Source organism: Caulobacter segnis (assembly GCF_031454995.1).
Classification (GTDB): domain Bacteria; phylum Pseudomonadota; class Alphaproteobacteria; order Caulobacterales; family Caulobacteraceae; genus Caulobacter; species Caulobacter segnis_E.
In genome coordinates this window covers 1,048,948-1,062,217 of the sequence record NZ_JAVDRV010000002.1, presented here as the reverse complement: position 1 = coordinate 1,062,217, position 13,270 = coordinate 1,048,948, and the positions used below count along the sequence as shown (strand labels likewise).

Annotated in this window: 12 protein-coding genes; 8 read left to right on the top strand and 4 right to left on the bottom strand. The window is 66.3% G+C overall.

The window, feature by feature from the left end; genetic code table 11:
- The first annotated feature begins 88 nt into the window (after window positions 1-88).
- From J2728_RS10905 to J2728_RS10870, 8 genes are all read left to right on the top strand, one after another.
- The gene (locus J2728_RS10905; RefSeq protein WP_309999020.1) at window positions 89-424 is read left to right on the top strand and encodes a hypothetical protein; all 336 of its coding nucleotides are present in this window, start codon (window positions 89-91) and stop codon (window positions 422-424) included.
- A complete protein-coding gene (locus J2728_RS10900) occupies window positions 378-980 on the top strand; it encodes a hypothetical protein (RefSeq protein WP_309999017.1) in 603 nt (200 codons plus the stop codon). The genes J2728_RS10905 and J2728_RS10900 overlap by 47 nt, the downstream gene beginning before the upstream one ends.
- A 237-nt stretch (window positions 981-1,217) precedes the next feature.
- A complete protein-coding gene (locus J2728_RS10895) occupies window positions 1,218-2,837 on the top strand; it encodes an MFS transporter (RefSeq protein WP_309999015.1) in 1,620 nt (539 codons plus the stop codon).
- Window positions 2,824-3,918 (top strand): HlyD family secretion protein, encoded by a 1,095-nt coding sequence (locus J2728_RS10890; RefSeq protein WP_309999013.1) that lies wholly within the window; start codon window positions 2,824-2,826, stop codon window positions 3,916-3,918. Before J2728_RS10895 ends, J2728_RS10890 begins: the two co-directional genes overlap by 14 nt.
- A complete protein-coding gene (locus J2728_RS10885) occupies window positions 3,915-5,303 on the top strand; it encodes an efflux transporter outer membrane subunit (RefSeq protein WP_309999012.1) in 1,389 nt (462 codons plus the stop codon). Before J2728_RS10890 ends, J2728_RS10885 begins: the two co-directional genes overlap by 4 nt.
- Before the next feature lie 170 nt (window positions 5,304-5,473).
- Window positions 5,474-6,496, top strand: a complete 1,023-nt coding sequence (locus J2728_RS10880; protein ID WP_309999009.1) for a 3-hydroxybutyrate dehydrogenase — start codon at window positions 5,474-5,476, stop codon at window positions 6,494-6,496.
- Window positions 6,497-6,522: 26 nt separating this feature from the next.
- Window positions 6,523-7,692, top strand: coding sequence for a patatin-like phospholipase family protein (locus tag J2728_RS10875; RefSeq protein ID WP_309999008.1), 1,170 nt, complete (start codon window positions 6,523-6,525; stop codon window positions 7,690-7,692).
- Window positions 7,689-8,465 carry an acetoacetate decarboxylase gene (locus tag J2728_RS10870; protein WP_309999006.1) on the top strand — a complete coding sequence of 259 codons (777 nt, stop codon included), beginning with the start codon at window positions 7,689-7,691 and terminating at the stop codon, window positions 8,463-8,465. Before J2728_RS10875 ends, J2728_RS10870 begins: the two co-directional genes overlap by 4 nt.
- Here the strand turns inward: J2728_RS10870 and J2728_RS10865 are convergent.
- From J2728_RS10865 to J2728_RS10850, 4 genes are all read right to left on the bottom strand, one after another.
- A complete protein-coding gene (locus J2728_RS10865; protein WP_309999005.1) occupies window positions 8,445-9,074 on the bottom strand; it encodes a pyridoxamine 5'-phosphate oxidase family protein in 630 nt (209 codons plus the stop codon). The genes J2728_RS10870 and J2728_RS10865 overlap by 21 nt on opposite strands.
- A 41-nt stretch (window positions 9,075-9,115) precedes the next feature.
- Window positions 9,116-9,547, bottom strand: a complete 432-nt coding sequence (locus J2728_RS10860) for an OsmC family protein (RefSeq protein ID WP_309999004.1) — start codon at window positions 9,545-9,547, stop codon at window positions 9,116-9,118.
- A 118-nt stretch (window positions 9,548-9,665) separates the two neighbouring features.
- Window positions 9,666-10,862 carry a ComEC/Rec2 family competence protein gene (locus tag J2728_RS10855; RefSeq protein ID WP_309999003.1) on the bottom strand — a complete coding sequence of 399 codons (1,197 nt, stop codon included), beginning with the start codon at window positions 10,860-10,862 and terminating at the stop codon, window positions 9,666-9,668.
- Between the two features lie 4 nt (window positions 10,863-10,866).
- Window positions 10,867-13,245, bottom strand: a complete 2,379-nt coding sequence (locus J2728_RS10850) for a TonB-dependent receptor (protein ID WP_309999002.1) — start codon at window positions 13,243-13,245, stop codon at window positions 10,867-10,869.
- Between the last annotated feature and the right edge of the window lie 25 nt (window positions 13,246-13,270).

Sequence of the window (13,270 nt, the reverse complement as noted above, 5' to 3'; positions counted from 1 at the left end):
TTGGGGCGGGTCCTCTATGCGAGTCAGGCCGGGACGGGGAGCGGGGTTTGCTCGACTTCCGTTGCCGTTCCGCGCCGGGAGATAGTGTATGCGCTTCGCAGAGATCGCGGCGCCGGTCGATGCCGGCGCCGGGGAGACCGTCCGTCGACCAACGCCCGAGGAGGTGTGGGCGCAGCTGGAACGGCTTCGCGCCCATGCGTTCACCGGCTCGGGCAAGTTGTACGCCTTTCTGCGTTTCGTCGTTGAGGAGGCGCTCGCGGGCCGCGCGGCGACGCTAAAGGAATTGGTGATCGGCGCTGAACTCTATGGCGGCGTGGTCGACTATGACCCGCGCATCGATTCAGCCGTGCGCGTCGAGGCGCGTCGAGGCGCGCCGATTGCGGCGCAAGCTTGCCGCCTACTACGCGGGGCCGGGTCGTCATGACGAGGTGATCGTGTCGATTCCGACGGGAGGCTATGCGCCGAACTTTCACCTGCGGCGGGATGTGTCGCGCATCGCCGTCGAAGCGACCGGCGCGGAACTGGCGCCGCCGATGCTGGCGGTGCTGCCGTTCACCGCGCTCTGCATCCACGAGAAGGTCTTCGCGGCGGGGGTGACCGACGAGATCATCTACGCGGCGGAACGCGACGCGCGCCTCCGGGTCGCGTCGCGGGCGATCATGTTCCAGTTTCGCGAGAGCCGTTATTCGCTCGAGGAAGTGGCCACGCACGCGGGTTCGGATCTGGTGCTGCATGGCACGATCCGACGGGTGCAGGAGGTGCGCCGCGTGTGCGTGGAGCTCTCCAGCCGCTGGGGACAGATCCTTTGGTCGGATCGCATCGACATCATCGGCGAGGGCGAGCTCGACGTTCAGGAGCGCATGGCCGAGGCGATCCTCGAACGGCTTACGGGTGGCGCGCTGCGCGACCGGGGGATCCCCGAGATCGCCTCAAGCGCGCAGGTCCAGCCGCCTGGAAGCTGTCGCAACCGGGCCCGGTAGGCCATCTCGACGTGAGGAACGCTTCGAAGACGGCGACGCCTGGGGCTTGAGCCGCGCTAACAGTCACTCGCGTCCGGTCCGCGGCGTGAGAATCTATGACCGTGTGGCGCGGCGAAGGCGGCGCGGCCAGAAAGTTCTACACGTGGACAAATATCTCCTCACAGCCCACCGGCGCGCGCGCGTAACCAGCGCTTCGGTCGAGCGCGCGGGCGACGACGCGGTTCTCTCAGCATCGTCATGAGCGGGGAGCATGCCTTCGCGCCCGATGAGAGGCCGCTCTTCGCGGGATCGCCGTTTTCGCCTTCGCATCCCGTGGGCCGTCGCCTGGGCTATTTCGCCATCGGCATGTTTCTCGCCGCGACCTCGACGTTTGGTAACGCCCTGACGACCGTCAACACGGGCGGCGTGGCTGGCCCTCTCGGACTTTACGCGGCCGAGGCGAGCGCGCTGCCCGCGATTTATGTCGCGATCAACGCGTCGGCCAACCTCTCTCTCGTGAAGGCGCGGGCGCAATTCGGCATCCCGCAGGTGACCAGCTTTCTCCTTGGCCTCTACGCGCTGGCGGGGCTGGTGCATTTCGGCTTCGCCAGCTTCTGGGCGGCGGTGTTCGTGCGCGCGGCCAGCGGTATGGCCGCGGCCGCGCTGATCACCCTCGGCATCTACTATCTGATGCAAGCCATGCCGCCCAAGGCGAAGCCGCTGGGCGCGGTGATCGGCATGGGCCTTTCTCAGCTCGGCACGCCGCTGGCCCGACTCGTCCCCGTCGAGGTGTTGGTCGATAATGGACTTTGGGGCTTGCACGCCCTCGAAGTCGCCCTGGCGCTATTCTCGCTCGCGCTCATTCTCGCCCTGCCACTGCCTCCTAGCGAGAAGAGCCCCGCTTTCGCCCCTCGCGACTACCTCACGATCATCTTGGCGACCGCCGGCCTGTTGCTGTTCTGCCAGATCATCGGGCAGGGCCGCATGCTCTGGTGGTCCGATACGCCTTGGCTCGGCATGGCGCTCGCGGCCTCTATCGTACTGCTCGCCGCTGCCTTTCTGAATGAGGCCAGCCGACCCGATCCGCTCGTGCATTTCGAATGGATCGGCACATGGGGAATTCTGCGGTTCGCCGCCGTGGCGCTGGTGATGCGCCTGGCGCTCGCGGAGCAAACCTACGGCGCGGTCGGCCTCCTGACGCTCGGCGGGCTCAACAACGACCAGCTCGCGAGCCTCTTCGCCGTGGTCGCGATAGCGATGTTGCTCGGCATTGTCGCCGCGGCGCTCACGCTGTCCGAGCGCCGCATACCCTGGCAAGTTCTCCTCGCCGCCCTGATCATCGCCGCCGGCGCATGGCTGGACAGCGAAGCGACCACGCTGACACGCCCCGCGCAACTGATCATGAGCCAGGCCTTGATCGGTTTCGGCGCCACGTTGTTCGTGGGACCGGCGCTTCTCTATGGCTTCCTCCGAATGATCCAGCGTGGCGGTGACTATCTCGTCAGCTTCGTCGTCACCTTCAGCATCACGCAGAACGTCGGCGGGCTCATGGGATCGGCGCTGCTCGGCTCGATGCAGGCGGTCTGGGCCCGCAACGCCAACAACGCGCTGGCCGCCGACCTGTTGGCGAGTGATCCGCAGGTCGCCGCCCGGATAAGCGGCGGCGGCGCATCGCTGGCCCCCGTGCTCGTCGATCCCGTCCAGCGCGCCGCTCAGGGCGCGGGCCTTTTGGGACAGTCGGTGGCGCGCGAAGCCGCCGTGATCGCCTTCAACGACGTCTTCAGGTTCGTGGCCATCCTCGCGCTGGCCACGGCCGCCTTCATTTTCGCGAACATTCTGGTTGCGCGCTACCGAGAGAATACCAATGACCGCAGCTGAAGACGCCCCGCCGCCGGAGAACGAGGCGGCGAAATGGCGTCCCGCCGCCAAGCATCCGATACTGATCGCGGCCACGGTGGCGCTGTCGCTCGCCAGCGTTCTCCTCGTTCTCGCCGCCTGGAATCTGCCGCCGTTCGCGGGGCGATACCAGCGAACCGACAATGCCTATGTGCGAGGCCGGGTCACGGTTATTGCCCCGCAGGTGAGCGGCTATGTCACGCGGGTGCTGGTCCGCGACTACGACGTCGTAAAGCCCGGTCAACTATTGGTGCGGATCGATGACCGCGTCTACCGCGCCCGCGTCGAGCAGGCGCGCGCCAATCTCTCTGCGGCCGAAGCCGCTCTCGCCAACTCGACCCAGGCCCGAGCTTCCCGGTCCGCGGGCCTCCAAGGTCAGGTGGCGGGCGTCGAAGGCGCGCAAGCGCAGCTTGCCAAGGCGCGCGCCGACATGGCCCGCGCCAGTGATCTTGCCCGTGACGGCTCGATCTCGATGCGAGAGCGTGATCAGACGCTGGCCGCTCTCGCCCTAGCACAGGCTCAACTGCGCCAAGCGCGGGCCGGAAGAGAGATCGGGCGCCAGGATATCCGAACCGTCGAGGTCGGCCGTGGCGCTCTTGAGGCGCAGGTTGAAGCGGCGCGCGCGCAATTGCGCGCGGCCGAAATCGATCTCGATCACACCGTGATACGCGCGCCGGAAGGCGGCGCCCTGGGCGAAGTCGGCATCCGGGTCGGCGCCTACGTCACCAATGGATCCCAACTGCTGGCGATCGTGCCATCCGATCGCTGGGTCATCGCCAACTTCAAGGAGACCCAGACAGGGCGTATTCGTCCAGGTCAGCCGGCCAGCCTGACCGTCGACGGCCTGAACGGCGCCAGGCTGAAGGGCCGTGTCGAGCGACTTTCGCCCGCCGCCGGATCGGAGTTCGCGGTGCTCAAGCCGGACAACGCGACCGGTAATTTCGTGAAGATCCCACAAAGGATCGGCGTGCGGATCGCGGTCGACACCAGCGCGGCGGGGGCGAAGAACCTTCGTCCGGGCATGTCGGTGGAGGTCCGGGTCGACACGAGCGTCCGGCCATGAGAGGGCGGTTAGCCGCTGGCGGCCTTGCGCTCCTCCTGTCGGCCTGCGCCGGTCCCCGTCCGATGACGCCGCCAGCGGCCGAGGTGGCGTCGCCGGCCCAGTGGCGCGGTGGCCGACAAGGGGCGGATGCCGTCGTCGACGCTCAATGGTGGCGTAGCTTTGGCGACGCCACCTTGAGCGGCCTCGTCGAAGAGGCTCTGGCGCACAACGAGGATATCGAGATCGCCGCCGCTCGCGTCGAGGAGGCGCGCGCGCAGTTCGCCGCCGCGCGCGGCGCCAGGATGCCTCAGGTTCAAGGCGTCGCCACGGGCGGTCGCACCCGAAGCGTCAACGCGTTCGGGATCGATGTCGAGCAATGGGCGTCGCAAGGCGAAGCGCAGGCGTCGTTCGACATCGACCTGTTCGGTCGACTGCGCGCTAGCGCCGCGGCCGAGAAAGCGCGGCTCCTGGCTAGCGATTATGGCCGGGGGACCGTTCGGCTTGCCGTCGCCGCTGGCGTGGTCAGCGGCTATGTCCAGCTTCGGACGCTTGATGAACGGCTGACGATCCTGCGCTGCACCCTCGATGCGCGCGCTGGGACCCTGAAGCTCATTCGGCGCCGCGCCGAAGCGGGGTACGGCTCGCAACTGGATCTGGCGCAGGCGGAAGCGGAGTATGAGGCGACCGCCCAAGTCATCCCGACCGTCGACCTCGCGATAGCCAAGCTCGAGAATGGCATCAGCATTCTGCTCGGTCGCGCGCCTGGGCCCATCGCGCGTGGATCGACGATCACGGCGCTGACAATCCCCGCGATGCCGACGCTGCTGCCGGCGAGCGTGCTTCGACAGCGACCCGACATCGCTTCCGCCGAGCAGCGGATCGTCGCGGCCGACCGCTCGCTGGACGCGGCGCGCGCCGCTTTCCTGCCGGACATCAAGTTGTCGGCGTCCGGCGGCTTCGTCGCGTCCTCGCTGCTCCCAGGCGATCCGCCGTCGATCTTCTCGCTGGGCGGAAGCGTCCTGGCGCCGATCTTTAACGGTGGGAGGATACGCGCCGGAGCGGAAGGCGCGGCCGCCCGCCGCGACCAGGCCGCCTTCGCTTATCGCCGCGCCGCCCTTACCGCGTTCCGTGAGGTCGAGGACGGAATGGCGTCGGTCGAACGGCTCGGAGAGCAGGAGGAAGTGCTGGCGCGCCAGCAGGCCGCCCTTCTCAGGGTTCAACAGCTTGCGTCGCGCCGCTACCGCGAAGGCTATTCTCCCTATCTTGAACAGCTCGACGCCGAGCGCGGCCTGTTGTCTGCGCAATTGTCGCTCTCGCAATCGCGCGGTGACCACCTGCTCGCCTCGACCGCTCTCTTTCAGGCCCTTGGGGGCGGTTGGCGGCGTTCGGAAAAAGCGAGAGAATAATCCGGACGCTCGCATCAAGTAACGTCGTCGCGCGCGTAAAGCATTGTTCTTGTTGCGCGTGTAGAGGTTTTTGTCATTTCAATTGCCAATTCCATTACCGTCGAGAGGTGGTGGCGACATTAGTTGGCTAACGGTGACTAACCTCCGTCCGCGATGGAATAATCCTAGACATGCGGCGCGGCGAAAGGCTCGGCGCGATCGGAAGGTTCGATGCATGGCGACATACCTTCTCAACGTTTATCGACCCGGGCGCGCGCCCATCGCTTCTGGCCTTCGCCAAGCTGGCGAGTGTCCGCTCCCCTCCACCGCGCGGCGGCCCCCACGCGATATTCCGCGGCTGTGAGACCTCGGAACGCCAGACAGATCCCGTCTCGCTCAGAGAGTGGGAAGCAGCCAACAAGGGACTTCCAATGGATTTGAAAGATAAAGCCGCGATCGTCACGGGGGCCGCCAGCGGTATCGGCAAGGAGATCGCCCGCCACTTCGTCCGGCAGGGCGCGAAAGTCGCGATCGCCGATCTCAACATCGAGGCCGCGCGCGCGACCGCCGACGAACTCGACCCCAGCGGCTCTTCAACCCTGGCCGTGAAGATGGACGTAACGAACGAGAACGAGGTCGACGCTGGCGTGGGCGCGGTATGCGATCGGTTCGGCGGTATCGATATCCTCGTCTCCAATGCGGGCATTCAGATCGTTTCGCCAGTGGATCAATTCAGTTTGACCGACTGGAAGAAGATGCTCGCGATCCACCTGGACGGCGCGTTCCTCACCACCCGGGCTTGTCTCCAGCGGATGTACGCTCGGCAACGCGGTGGGTCGATTATCTACATTGGCTCGGTTCATTCCAAGGAAGGTTCCAAGCTGAAGGCGCCTTACGTCGCGGCCAAGCACGGGCTGATCGGTCTGGCGAAAGTCGTCGCGAAGGAAGGGGCGGACCATGGCGTGCGCGCGAACGTCGTCTGCCCGGGCTACGTTCGGACGCCGCTGGTGGAGAAGCAGATTCCGGAACAGGCCAAGAAACTCGGCATCACCGAAGATCAGGTGATCCGAGACCTCATGCTCGGAGAAACGGTCGACGGGCAATTCACGACGCCCGATGACGTCGCGCGTTGCGCGGCTTTTCTGGCGGCATTTCCTTCAAACGCCCTGACCGGCCAGTCGCTGGTGGTCAGCCACGGCTGGGCGATGCGATAGGCAGGGGGCGGCAAGTGAATACACCATTGAAACCCGACGGCTTTGGGCGGGCGGGGGGCTCGCGGCGAACGGTTCCCTTCGATCGCGTGGCGCTTGTCCTACAGGGCGGCGGCGCCCTTGGGGCCTATCAAGCCGGTGTGTACGAAGGATTGGCCCAAGCGTCGCTTCACCCGAACTGGGTCGCGGGCATCTCGATCGGCGCGATCAACGCCGCGCTGATCGCTGGCAGCGCCCCGGAGGCGCGGGTCGAGAAGCTGCGTGCGTTCTGGCGGACCGTGACCTCCGACCCTTGGACGGACTGGCTGGCCACGCCAAGTCAACTCGGCGGAGACCTTGTCCGCCACTGGTCGAACCAGTGGCATGCTGTCGCCGCCGTCATGCGCGGCGCCGAAGGGTTTTTCTCGCCGCGGCTTGTTCCCGCATACGCCGCGGCGACCGGTACGGCCGACGCTATCAGCTTCTACGATACGTCATCGCTCAGGACCACGCTGGAGCGGCTCGTCGACTTCGACAGAATCAATTCCGGCGAAATGCGGTTCAGCGTCGGCGCGGTGAACGTGGCGACAGGCAACTTGATCTATTTCGACAATAGAACGCACGAAATTCGGCCCGAGCACATCATTGCCAGCGGGGCGCTCCCTCCCGCCTTCGCGCCGGTCGAGATCGAAGGCGAATACTATTGGGACGGCGGTGTGGTTTCGAACACGCCGCTCCAATGGGTCGTCGAGAGCGCGGAACGTCAGGACACGCTCGCCTTCCAGGTCGATTTGTGGAGCGCGCGCGGCGCCATTCCGCGTTCTTTGCCGGAGGTAATGACGCGTCAGAAGGAAATCCAGTATTCCAGCCGTACGCGGGCGAGGTCCGATCAGTTCAGAAAGGAGCAAAAGCTACGCAGCGCCTTGACTGAACTCATTTCGAAAATGCCCGAGCATTTGCGCGACACGCCCGAGTACGCGCTACTGGCGCCGGAATCTGATCGCAAGGTCTACAGCATCATTCAGCTCATCTATCAGTCGCATCGCACTGAAGGGGGCTCCAAGGACTTCGAATTTTCCGCTCGCAGCATGGACGATCATTGGGCTGCGGGACTGTCCGACACAATCCGGACCCTGCGCCATCCGGAAGTGCTGGAGCGGCCGACCACCGCGGATGGCGTCTTCACGTTCGACATCGCCACCAACGGGAGACTTTCATGAACATTTCCGAAGTTCGTGATCGTGCGTTCGCGATGCCGCTCACGCAACCCGCGTACCCACCGGGGCCGTATCGGTTCCGCGACCGTGAGTTCTTGATCCTCACCTACCGCACCGATCCAGATAAACTTCGCGAGATTGTTCCCGAACCTCTCGAAGTGGTTTCAGATCTGGTGAAGTTCGAGTTCATCCGCATGCCGGACTCGGCCGGCTTCGGCAATTATACGGAAGCGGGTCAAGTCATCCCTGTTCGCTTCCGGGGGACGAGTGGGAATTACACGCTCAACATGTTCCTGAACGACCACCCGCCGATCGCGGGCGGACGCGAGCTGTGGGGCTTTCCCAAGAAGCTCGCGGGCCCAACCCTTCGCACCGAAACGGACACGCTTGTCGGTACGCTGGACTATGGGCCGGTCCGTGTCGCGACAGGCACCATGGGCTACAAGCACCAGGAGGGGGACCCCGAAGCGACTTTGCGCGCGCTGGCCTCTCCCAACTTCCTGCTGAAGATCATTCCGCACGTGGACGGAACGGCGCGCATCTGCGAGCTCGTCGAGTATCATTTGGAGGATATTCAGCTGAAGGGGGTCTGGACGGGACCTGGGGCCTTGTCGTTGGTCCCGCACGCGCTAGCCCCGGTGGCGGATCTGCCGATACGCGAACTCGTTTCGACCACCCATTTCGTAGCCGACCTCACGCTCGGACTTGGCAAGGTCGTATACGACTATCTTGACGACGAGGAGACGGCCGAGGCTTCAGCCCCCAGCTTGGGCTAGACGCTCGCGGAGGGCGCGGTTCTCGGCCTCCAGCGCCTCCAGCTTTTCGTGCAACGGCTGAACGGCGCGGGAGATTTCCGCCTCGGTGAAACGCGGGACGATATGCTGGGGGCAGTTCCAATCGAACGCCGCCAGCCTTAGCCGGAAGATCCGCTCCGGCTTGGCTCGGTAGTCGGGATCGATCAGGCGGGCCGACAGCGCCGGGTCCGCGTCGAGCGCCAGGCGTTCGGCGTGGGCCAGGATCTTCAGGCGGGCGCGCCGAGGGTAGTCGACCAGGATCATGGCGACCCGGTCATTGGCGTCCAGATTGCCGACGCTGATATATTGCCGGTTACCGCGAAAGTCGGCGAAGGCCAGCGTAGTCGGGTCGAGCACCTTGAGAAAGCCAGCCGGCCCGCCGCGATATTGCACATAGGGCCAACCCGTTTCCGAAACGCTGGCCATGTAGAAGCCGTCGCGCGCGGCGATGAAGGCCTCTTCGTTTTGGGTGAACGCCTCGAACTGGCGATCGACCCGCCCCGGCGCCCAGAGATGGTCGACGCCCATCTCCGCCTGGGCGGATTTCACGCTGGCGGAGGAGGCCAGGTCCAGGAAGCTGTATCCGCTCACGAAAAGTTCCTCATCCGCTGGTCCCGACCTTGGAGCGCGTCCTAGTCGACCAGCGCCGCGTCGAGGGTGATCTCGGCGTTCATGAGCTTGGAAACCGGACAATTGGCTTTCGCGCCGGCGGCCAACTTCTCGAAGGTCTCCTGGTCCGCGCCGGGGATATTGGCCCGAAGCGTCAGGTGCGAGGCGGTGATCGCATAGCCGCCATCGACCTGCTCGAGCGTGATCTTGGCCGAGGTGTCCATCCGGTCGGCGCGCAAGCCCGCCTCGCCGAGGACCAGAGAGAGCGCCATCGTGAAGCAGGCCGCGTGCGCCGCGCCGATCAGCTCTTCGGGGTTGGATCCCGGCTGACCTTCGAAGCGACTCGAAAAGCCGTAGGGGTAGGCTTGGAGGGCGCCGCTCTCGGTCGAGATCGAGCCCTTGCCGTCCTTGATACCGCCGCTCCAGGCGGCCGACCCTGTCCTATTGATCTTCATGCGGCTCTCCCGTGATGTCGAAGGTCATCCCAGCGGATCACAATCGCCCCCCGCCGGCTTGAATGAAAGCGGCGATGTCGGCCGATGGAAAATCAGGTCGCTCAGCCGCGGGTAGGCGCTAGCCCTGGGACCCGGCGGCCGGCCAAGGGCCCCACACCGAGACCACGCGATCGGTTTCGTCGCGATTGTCGGTGATCACCACGCGGTAGCTGTCGCCCCCGGGCGCCACGCGCACGACCACGTGACCGCCTTGCGCGGCCATCAGATCGGTAAGCCATGCGTGGGCCAATACGTTGGCCGGTGAAAGGCCGGTGGCGAAGACCTCGCGGGGCGCGGGATAAAGCCGGCGGCTCAGCATGCGTTCCAGAGCGTCGGTGCTGGGATGGGCGACGTGCCATCCCTGAATGATCCAGGCGCGGGGCTTTAGAGCCCTGACCACATCCGCGCCCGTGGCGTCAAACATGCCATGATGGGCGGCCACCGCCACGTCCACGGCGCCGGCGGCTCGGGCGGCTGGGGTCTCGACGTCGCGCCAGGGCAAGGCTCCGTCGAAACCGTGGCTGGTCAGGTCGCCCGCGGCGAAATAGCCGAACGCGCGATGGCGCAGCCTGATGGCGGTCGAGCAAGCGTTCTCGTCGGGGATGTCGTCCTTGACCAAGGTCTCGATCGCCGGGAACATCTGGCGGGTCTCGTTCCCGCGTCCAGTCCAGACCTGGCCGTTGGCCGCGAGATTGCGGATTTCGGCGCCGGGCAGGGCGAGCTGATCCGCCGCGCCGACCCTGAACCGCTCCACCTTGCCTCCGGACTGGACGCGCTTCCGAATGAAGGCCTGGTAGGTCTTGGCGAATGGCGCGTCGAGCGGCTGGGGATAGGCGTAGTCGGGATAGGCGCGATCGACCAGCAAGCCGATCTCCAACTGGGCCGCGACGTCGTAGAGGCCGTCGATATGGTCCGGATGCAGGTGACTGACGAGGAACGTGTCCAGCTTGGGCGCGCCAGCGGCGGGCAGATGCCGACGGGCATATCGGCCGATCCACTCGCCAGGGCGGCGCTCGTCGTTGGGGCGGGCGTCCAGACTAGCTGGCGGCGGTGTCTTCGAGGCGCCGGCGTCGATCATCAGGCTGGCGCCGTCCGGCCCGATGATCAGCGTCGAGTCGCCCTTGCCGGTGGCGATGTGGTGGATGTCGAGCCCTCCGCGCCGCCAGGGGCGCAGGGGCTGGCCAACGATGTCCTCTTCCCGTGGCGAGGCGGCGGTTGTCGCCAAGGCCGTCGCGCCCAGCAGAAGGCCGCGGCGGGTGAAATCCGTCGCCGACATGATCCTAGAACCGCGCCGAGAGCATGACCCCGACCGTGCGCGGCTCGCCCAGATATTCAGCCAGCACGCCTTGGGTGGACGGGGTCAGCAGATAGTCGACGTCGCCCAGGTTCTTGGCCCAGGCCGTCAAGGCCCAGCGACCATCGCGGCTCTCGTAGCCCACCGACAGGTTGGTCAGGGCGTAGCTGTCGACGCGCAGGTTCGAGTCCTTGGTGGCGCCGGTGTAGTAGCCATCCGTGTAGGCCCAGCTGATCGCGCCGGTGAGATAGCCCACACCGTTCAGCGGGATTCGGACATCGGCCGCCAAGGCGCCCTTGTCGCGCGGCGAGGAGCCCAGGGGATTGCCCGTATTCACCGCCCCGCCAGGGATGACGAAGTTGTCGTAGACCGTGTCAAGCAGGCCGTAGTTGGCCATCAGGTTCAGCCAGGGCAGGGGACGCCAGGCCACCTCGACCTCCGCGCCCTCCACCGTCGCCTGGCCGGCGTTGGTGATGGTCAGCACCCGCGTCAGATTGTTGAAGAACAGCTCCTGCTTGTCCTTGTAGTCCATGTGGAAGACCGAGGCGTTGACCCGCAGGGTGTCGGCCAGCCACTGGGACTTCACGCCCAGCTCGTAGTTGGTGACGGTCTCGGGATCGAAAGGCTTGGTCAGGGCGGTGATCACCGCGGCGTCGGTGTTGAAGCCGCCGGCGGTATAGCCGCGGGTGACGCTGCCATAGACCTTGAGCGTTTCGCGCGGCGTCCACGACAGCACGGCGCGGGGCGTCACTTCGCTCCAGTCGGCTTTGAGGCCGCGCGCGGCGAAGCTGCCGGTCGCCGGGCGGACAAAGTCGGTGCGGACCAGCGAGGCGGTCTTCTCGTCGTGGGTGTATCGCGCGCCGACCGTCAGGTCGAAGTCGGCCGGGAGGCGTAGCGTGCCGTCGACGAAGGCGGCGTAGCTCTTGGTCTTGACCGCCTGGTCGGTCAGCACGTCGGACGACGCCACGCCCGTGACGGCGGCCAGGCCCCGCGTACGCAACTGGCGCTTGGCGTCCTCGTCGGCGAAATAGACGCCGGCCACCAGATCGCCGCGCTCCCATTTCGGGCTAGCCCAGCGGATCTCCTGCGAGAACAGGCCGACATCGTCGACGTCGCGGTTGACGCTCTGGGTGTTGGTTCCTGTCAGGAAGCGGTAGCTTGTTCCCGTGCCCGAATAGTCCTCGCCCGATTGCGACCAGCGATAGCCGGTGACCGCGGTGACCTGTCCCACTGGCGCGCTCCAATAGGTTCGCGCCGAAGCGCCCCATTGGTTGCGGGCGAAGCCCTGGACGTAACCCAGTTCCGACGTACGACGGTCGCCGTCCGAGCCCGCGGCCCTCGAGGACAGGGTGCGGCCGCCGTTGTGGTCCTCGGCGTAGTCGGCGCCAAGCAGCACCTCAAGATCGTCGTTGGCGCGCAGGCGCGCCTGGGCCCTGAGGTTCTGGCTGTCGAGGTCATCCTGCTCGCGGCCGGTCAGGCGGTCCCGCCCATAGCCGTCGTGCTTCTTCAGGGAGCCGGCCAGGCGAAAGGCGAGATTGTCGCCGACAGGGATGTCCACGCGGCCGTCGAGCTGCCGCAAGTCATGGTCGCCGGCCCCGACCCGCGCCGATCCCGCCTGAGCGCCGAAGCCGGGCTTGCCCGTGTCCAGCACGATGGCGCCGCCGGTGACGTTGCGGCCGAACAACGTGCCTTGCGGGCCTTTCAGCACCTGCACCGAATTCAAGCCATAGAGCTCGAACGTCGCGGCGCTGTTGCGGGGGATGAAGAGGTCGTCGATGACCACGGCCACCGGCTTGTTGGCGCCGATTTGGGTGAAGGTGTTGGTGGCGCCCCGCACGGCGATGGTCGGGCTCGACTGGCTGAACGACGAAACCAACAGGCCCGGCGTCAGGCGGGAGATGTCGCGCAGGCTCTCCAGCCGATAGGTCTCGACCGCGCGGCCAGAAAAGGCGGTCAGGGAGATCGGCACGCCTTGCGCGGCTTCCTCGCGTTTCTGCGCGGTGACGATAATCGTATCGAGCGCGGTCGGCTCGGCCTCGACGGCGGCGCCGGCCGGCGCCGCGACGCGACGCAGCACGATCACGCCGTTGGTGTCGGAGACGATTTCCAGGCCCGTGCCTTCGATCAGCTTGCGTAGCGCCGCTCGCGCGTCCATCGCGCCTTTCAAGGGCTGGGTGCGGACGCCTTCCAACCCGTCGGCCGGCGCCACCACCTGCAGGCCCGCTTGCCGCGCGAAGGCCGAGATCGCCGAGGTCGCGCTCTGGGCGGGGACATCGAAGGTGCGTTGCTGCGCCGCCGCTGGCAAGGCGCAGGCCAGGAGGGCCAAGGCGGCCACGCCGCCAGCCAGGGTTTGTTTCAACATCATGGTGTCGCCCCGAAATCCACCGGTC

Excerpts from the sequence above, each read along its gene's own strand:
- J2728_RS10870 (WP_309999006.1), top strand. The coding sequence starts at position 7,689 with ATGAACATTTCCGAAGTTCGTGATCGTGCGTTCGCGATGCCGCTCACG.
- J2728_RS10850 (WP_309999002.1), bottom strand. The coding sequence starts at position 13,245 with ATGATGTTGAAACAAACCCTGGCTGGCGGCGTGGCCGCCTTGGCCCTC.
- J2728_RS10885 (WP_309999012.1), top strand. The coding sequence starts at position 3,915 with ATGAGAGGGCGGTTAGCCGCTGGCGGCCTTGCGCTCCTCCTGTCGGCC.
- J2728_RS10880 (WP_309999009.1), top strand. The coding sequence starts at position 5,474 with ATGCGGCGCGGCGAAAGGCTCGGCGCGATCGGAAGGTTCGATGCATGG.
- J2728_RS10895 (WP_309999015.1), top strand. The coding sequence starts at position 1,218 with ATGAGCGGGGAGCATGCCTTCGCGCCCGATGAGAGGCCGCTCTTCGCG.
- J2728_RS10905 (WP_309999020.1), top strand. The coding sequence starts at position 89 with ATGCGCTTCGCAGAGATCGCGGCGCCGGTCGATGCCGGCGCCGGGGAG.
- J2728_RS10855 (WP_309999003.1), bottom strand. The coding sequence starts at position 10,862 with ATGTCGGCGACGGATTTCACCCGCCGCGGCCTTCTGCTGGGCGCGACG.
- J2728_RS10860 (WP_309999004.1), bottom strand. The coding sequence starts at position 9,547 with ATGAAGATCAATAGGACAGGGTCGGCCGCCTGGAGCGGCGGTATCAAG.
- J2728_RS10890 (WP_309999013.1), top strand. The coding sequence starts at position 2,824 with ATGACCGCAGCTGAAGACGCCCCGCCGCCGGAGAACGAGGCGGCGAAA.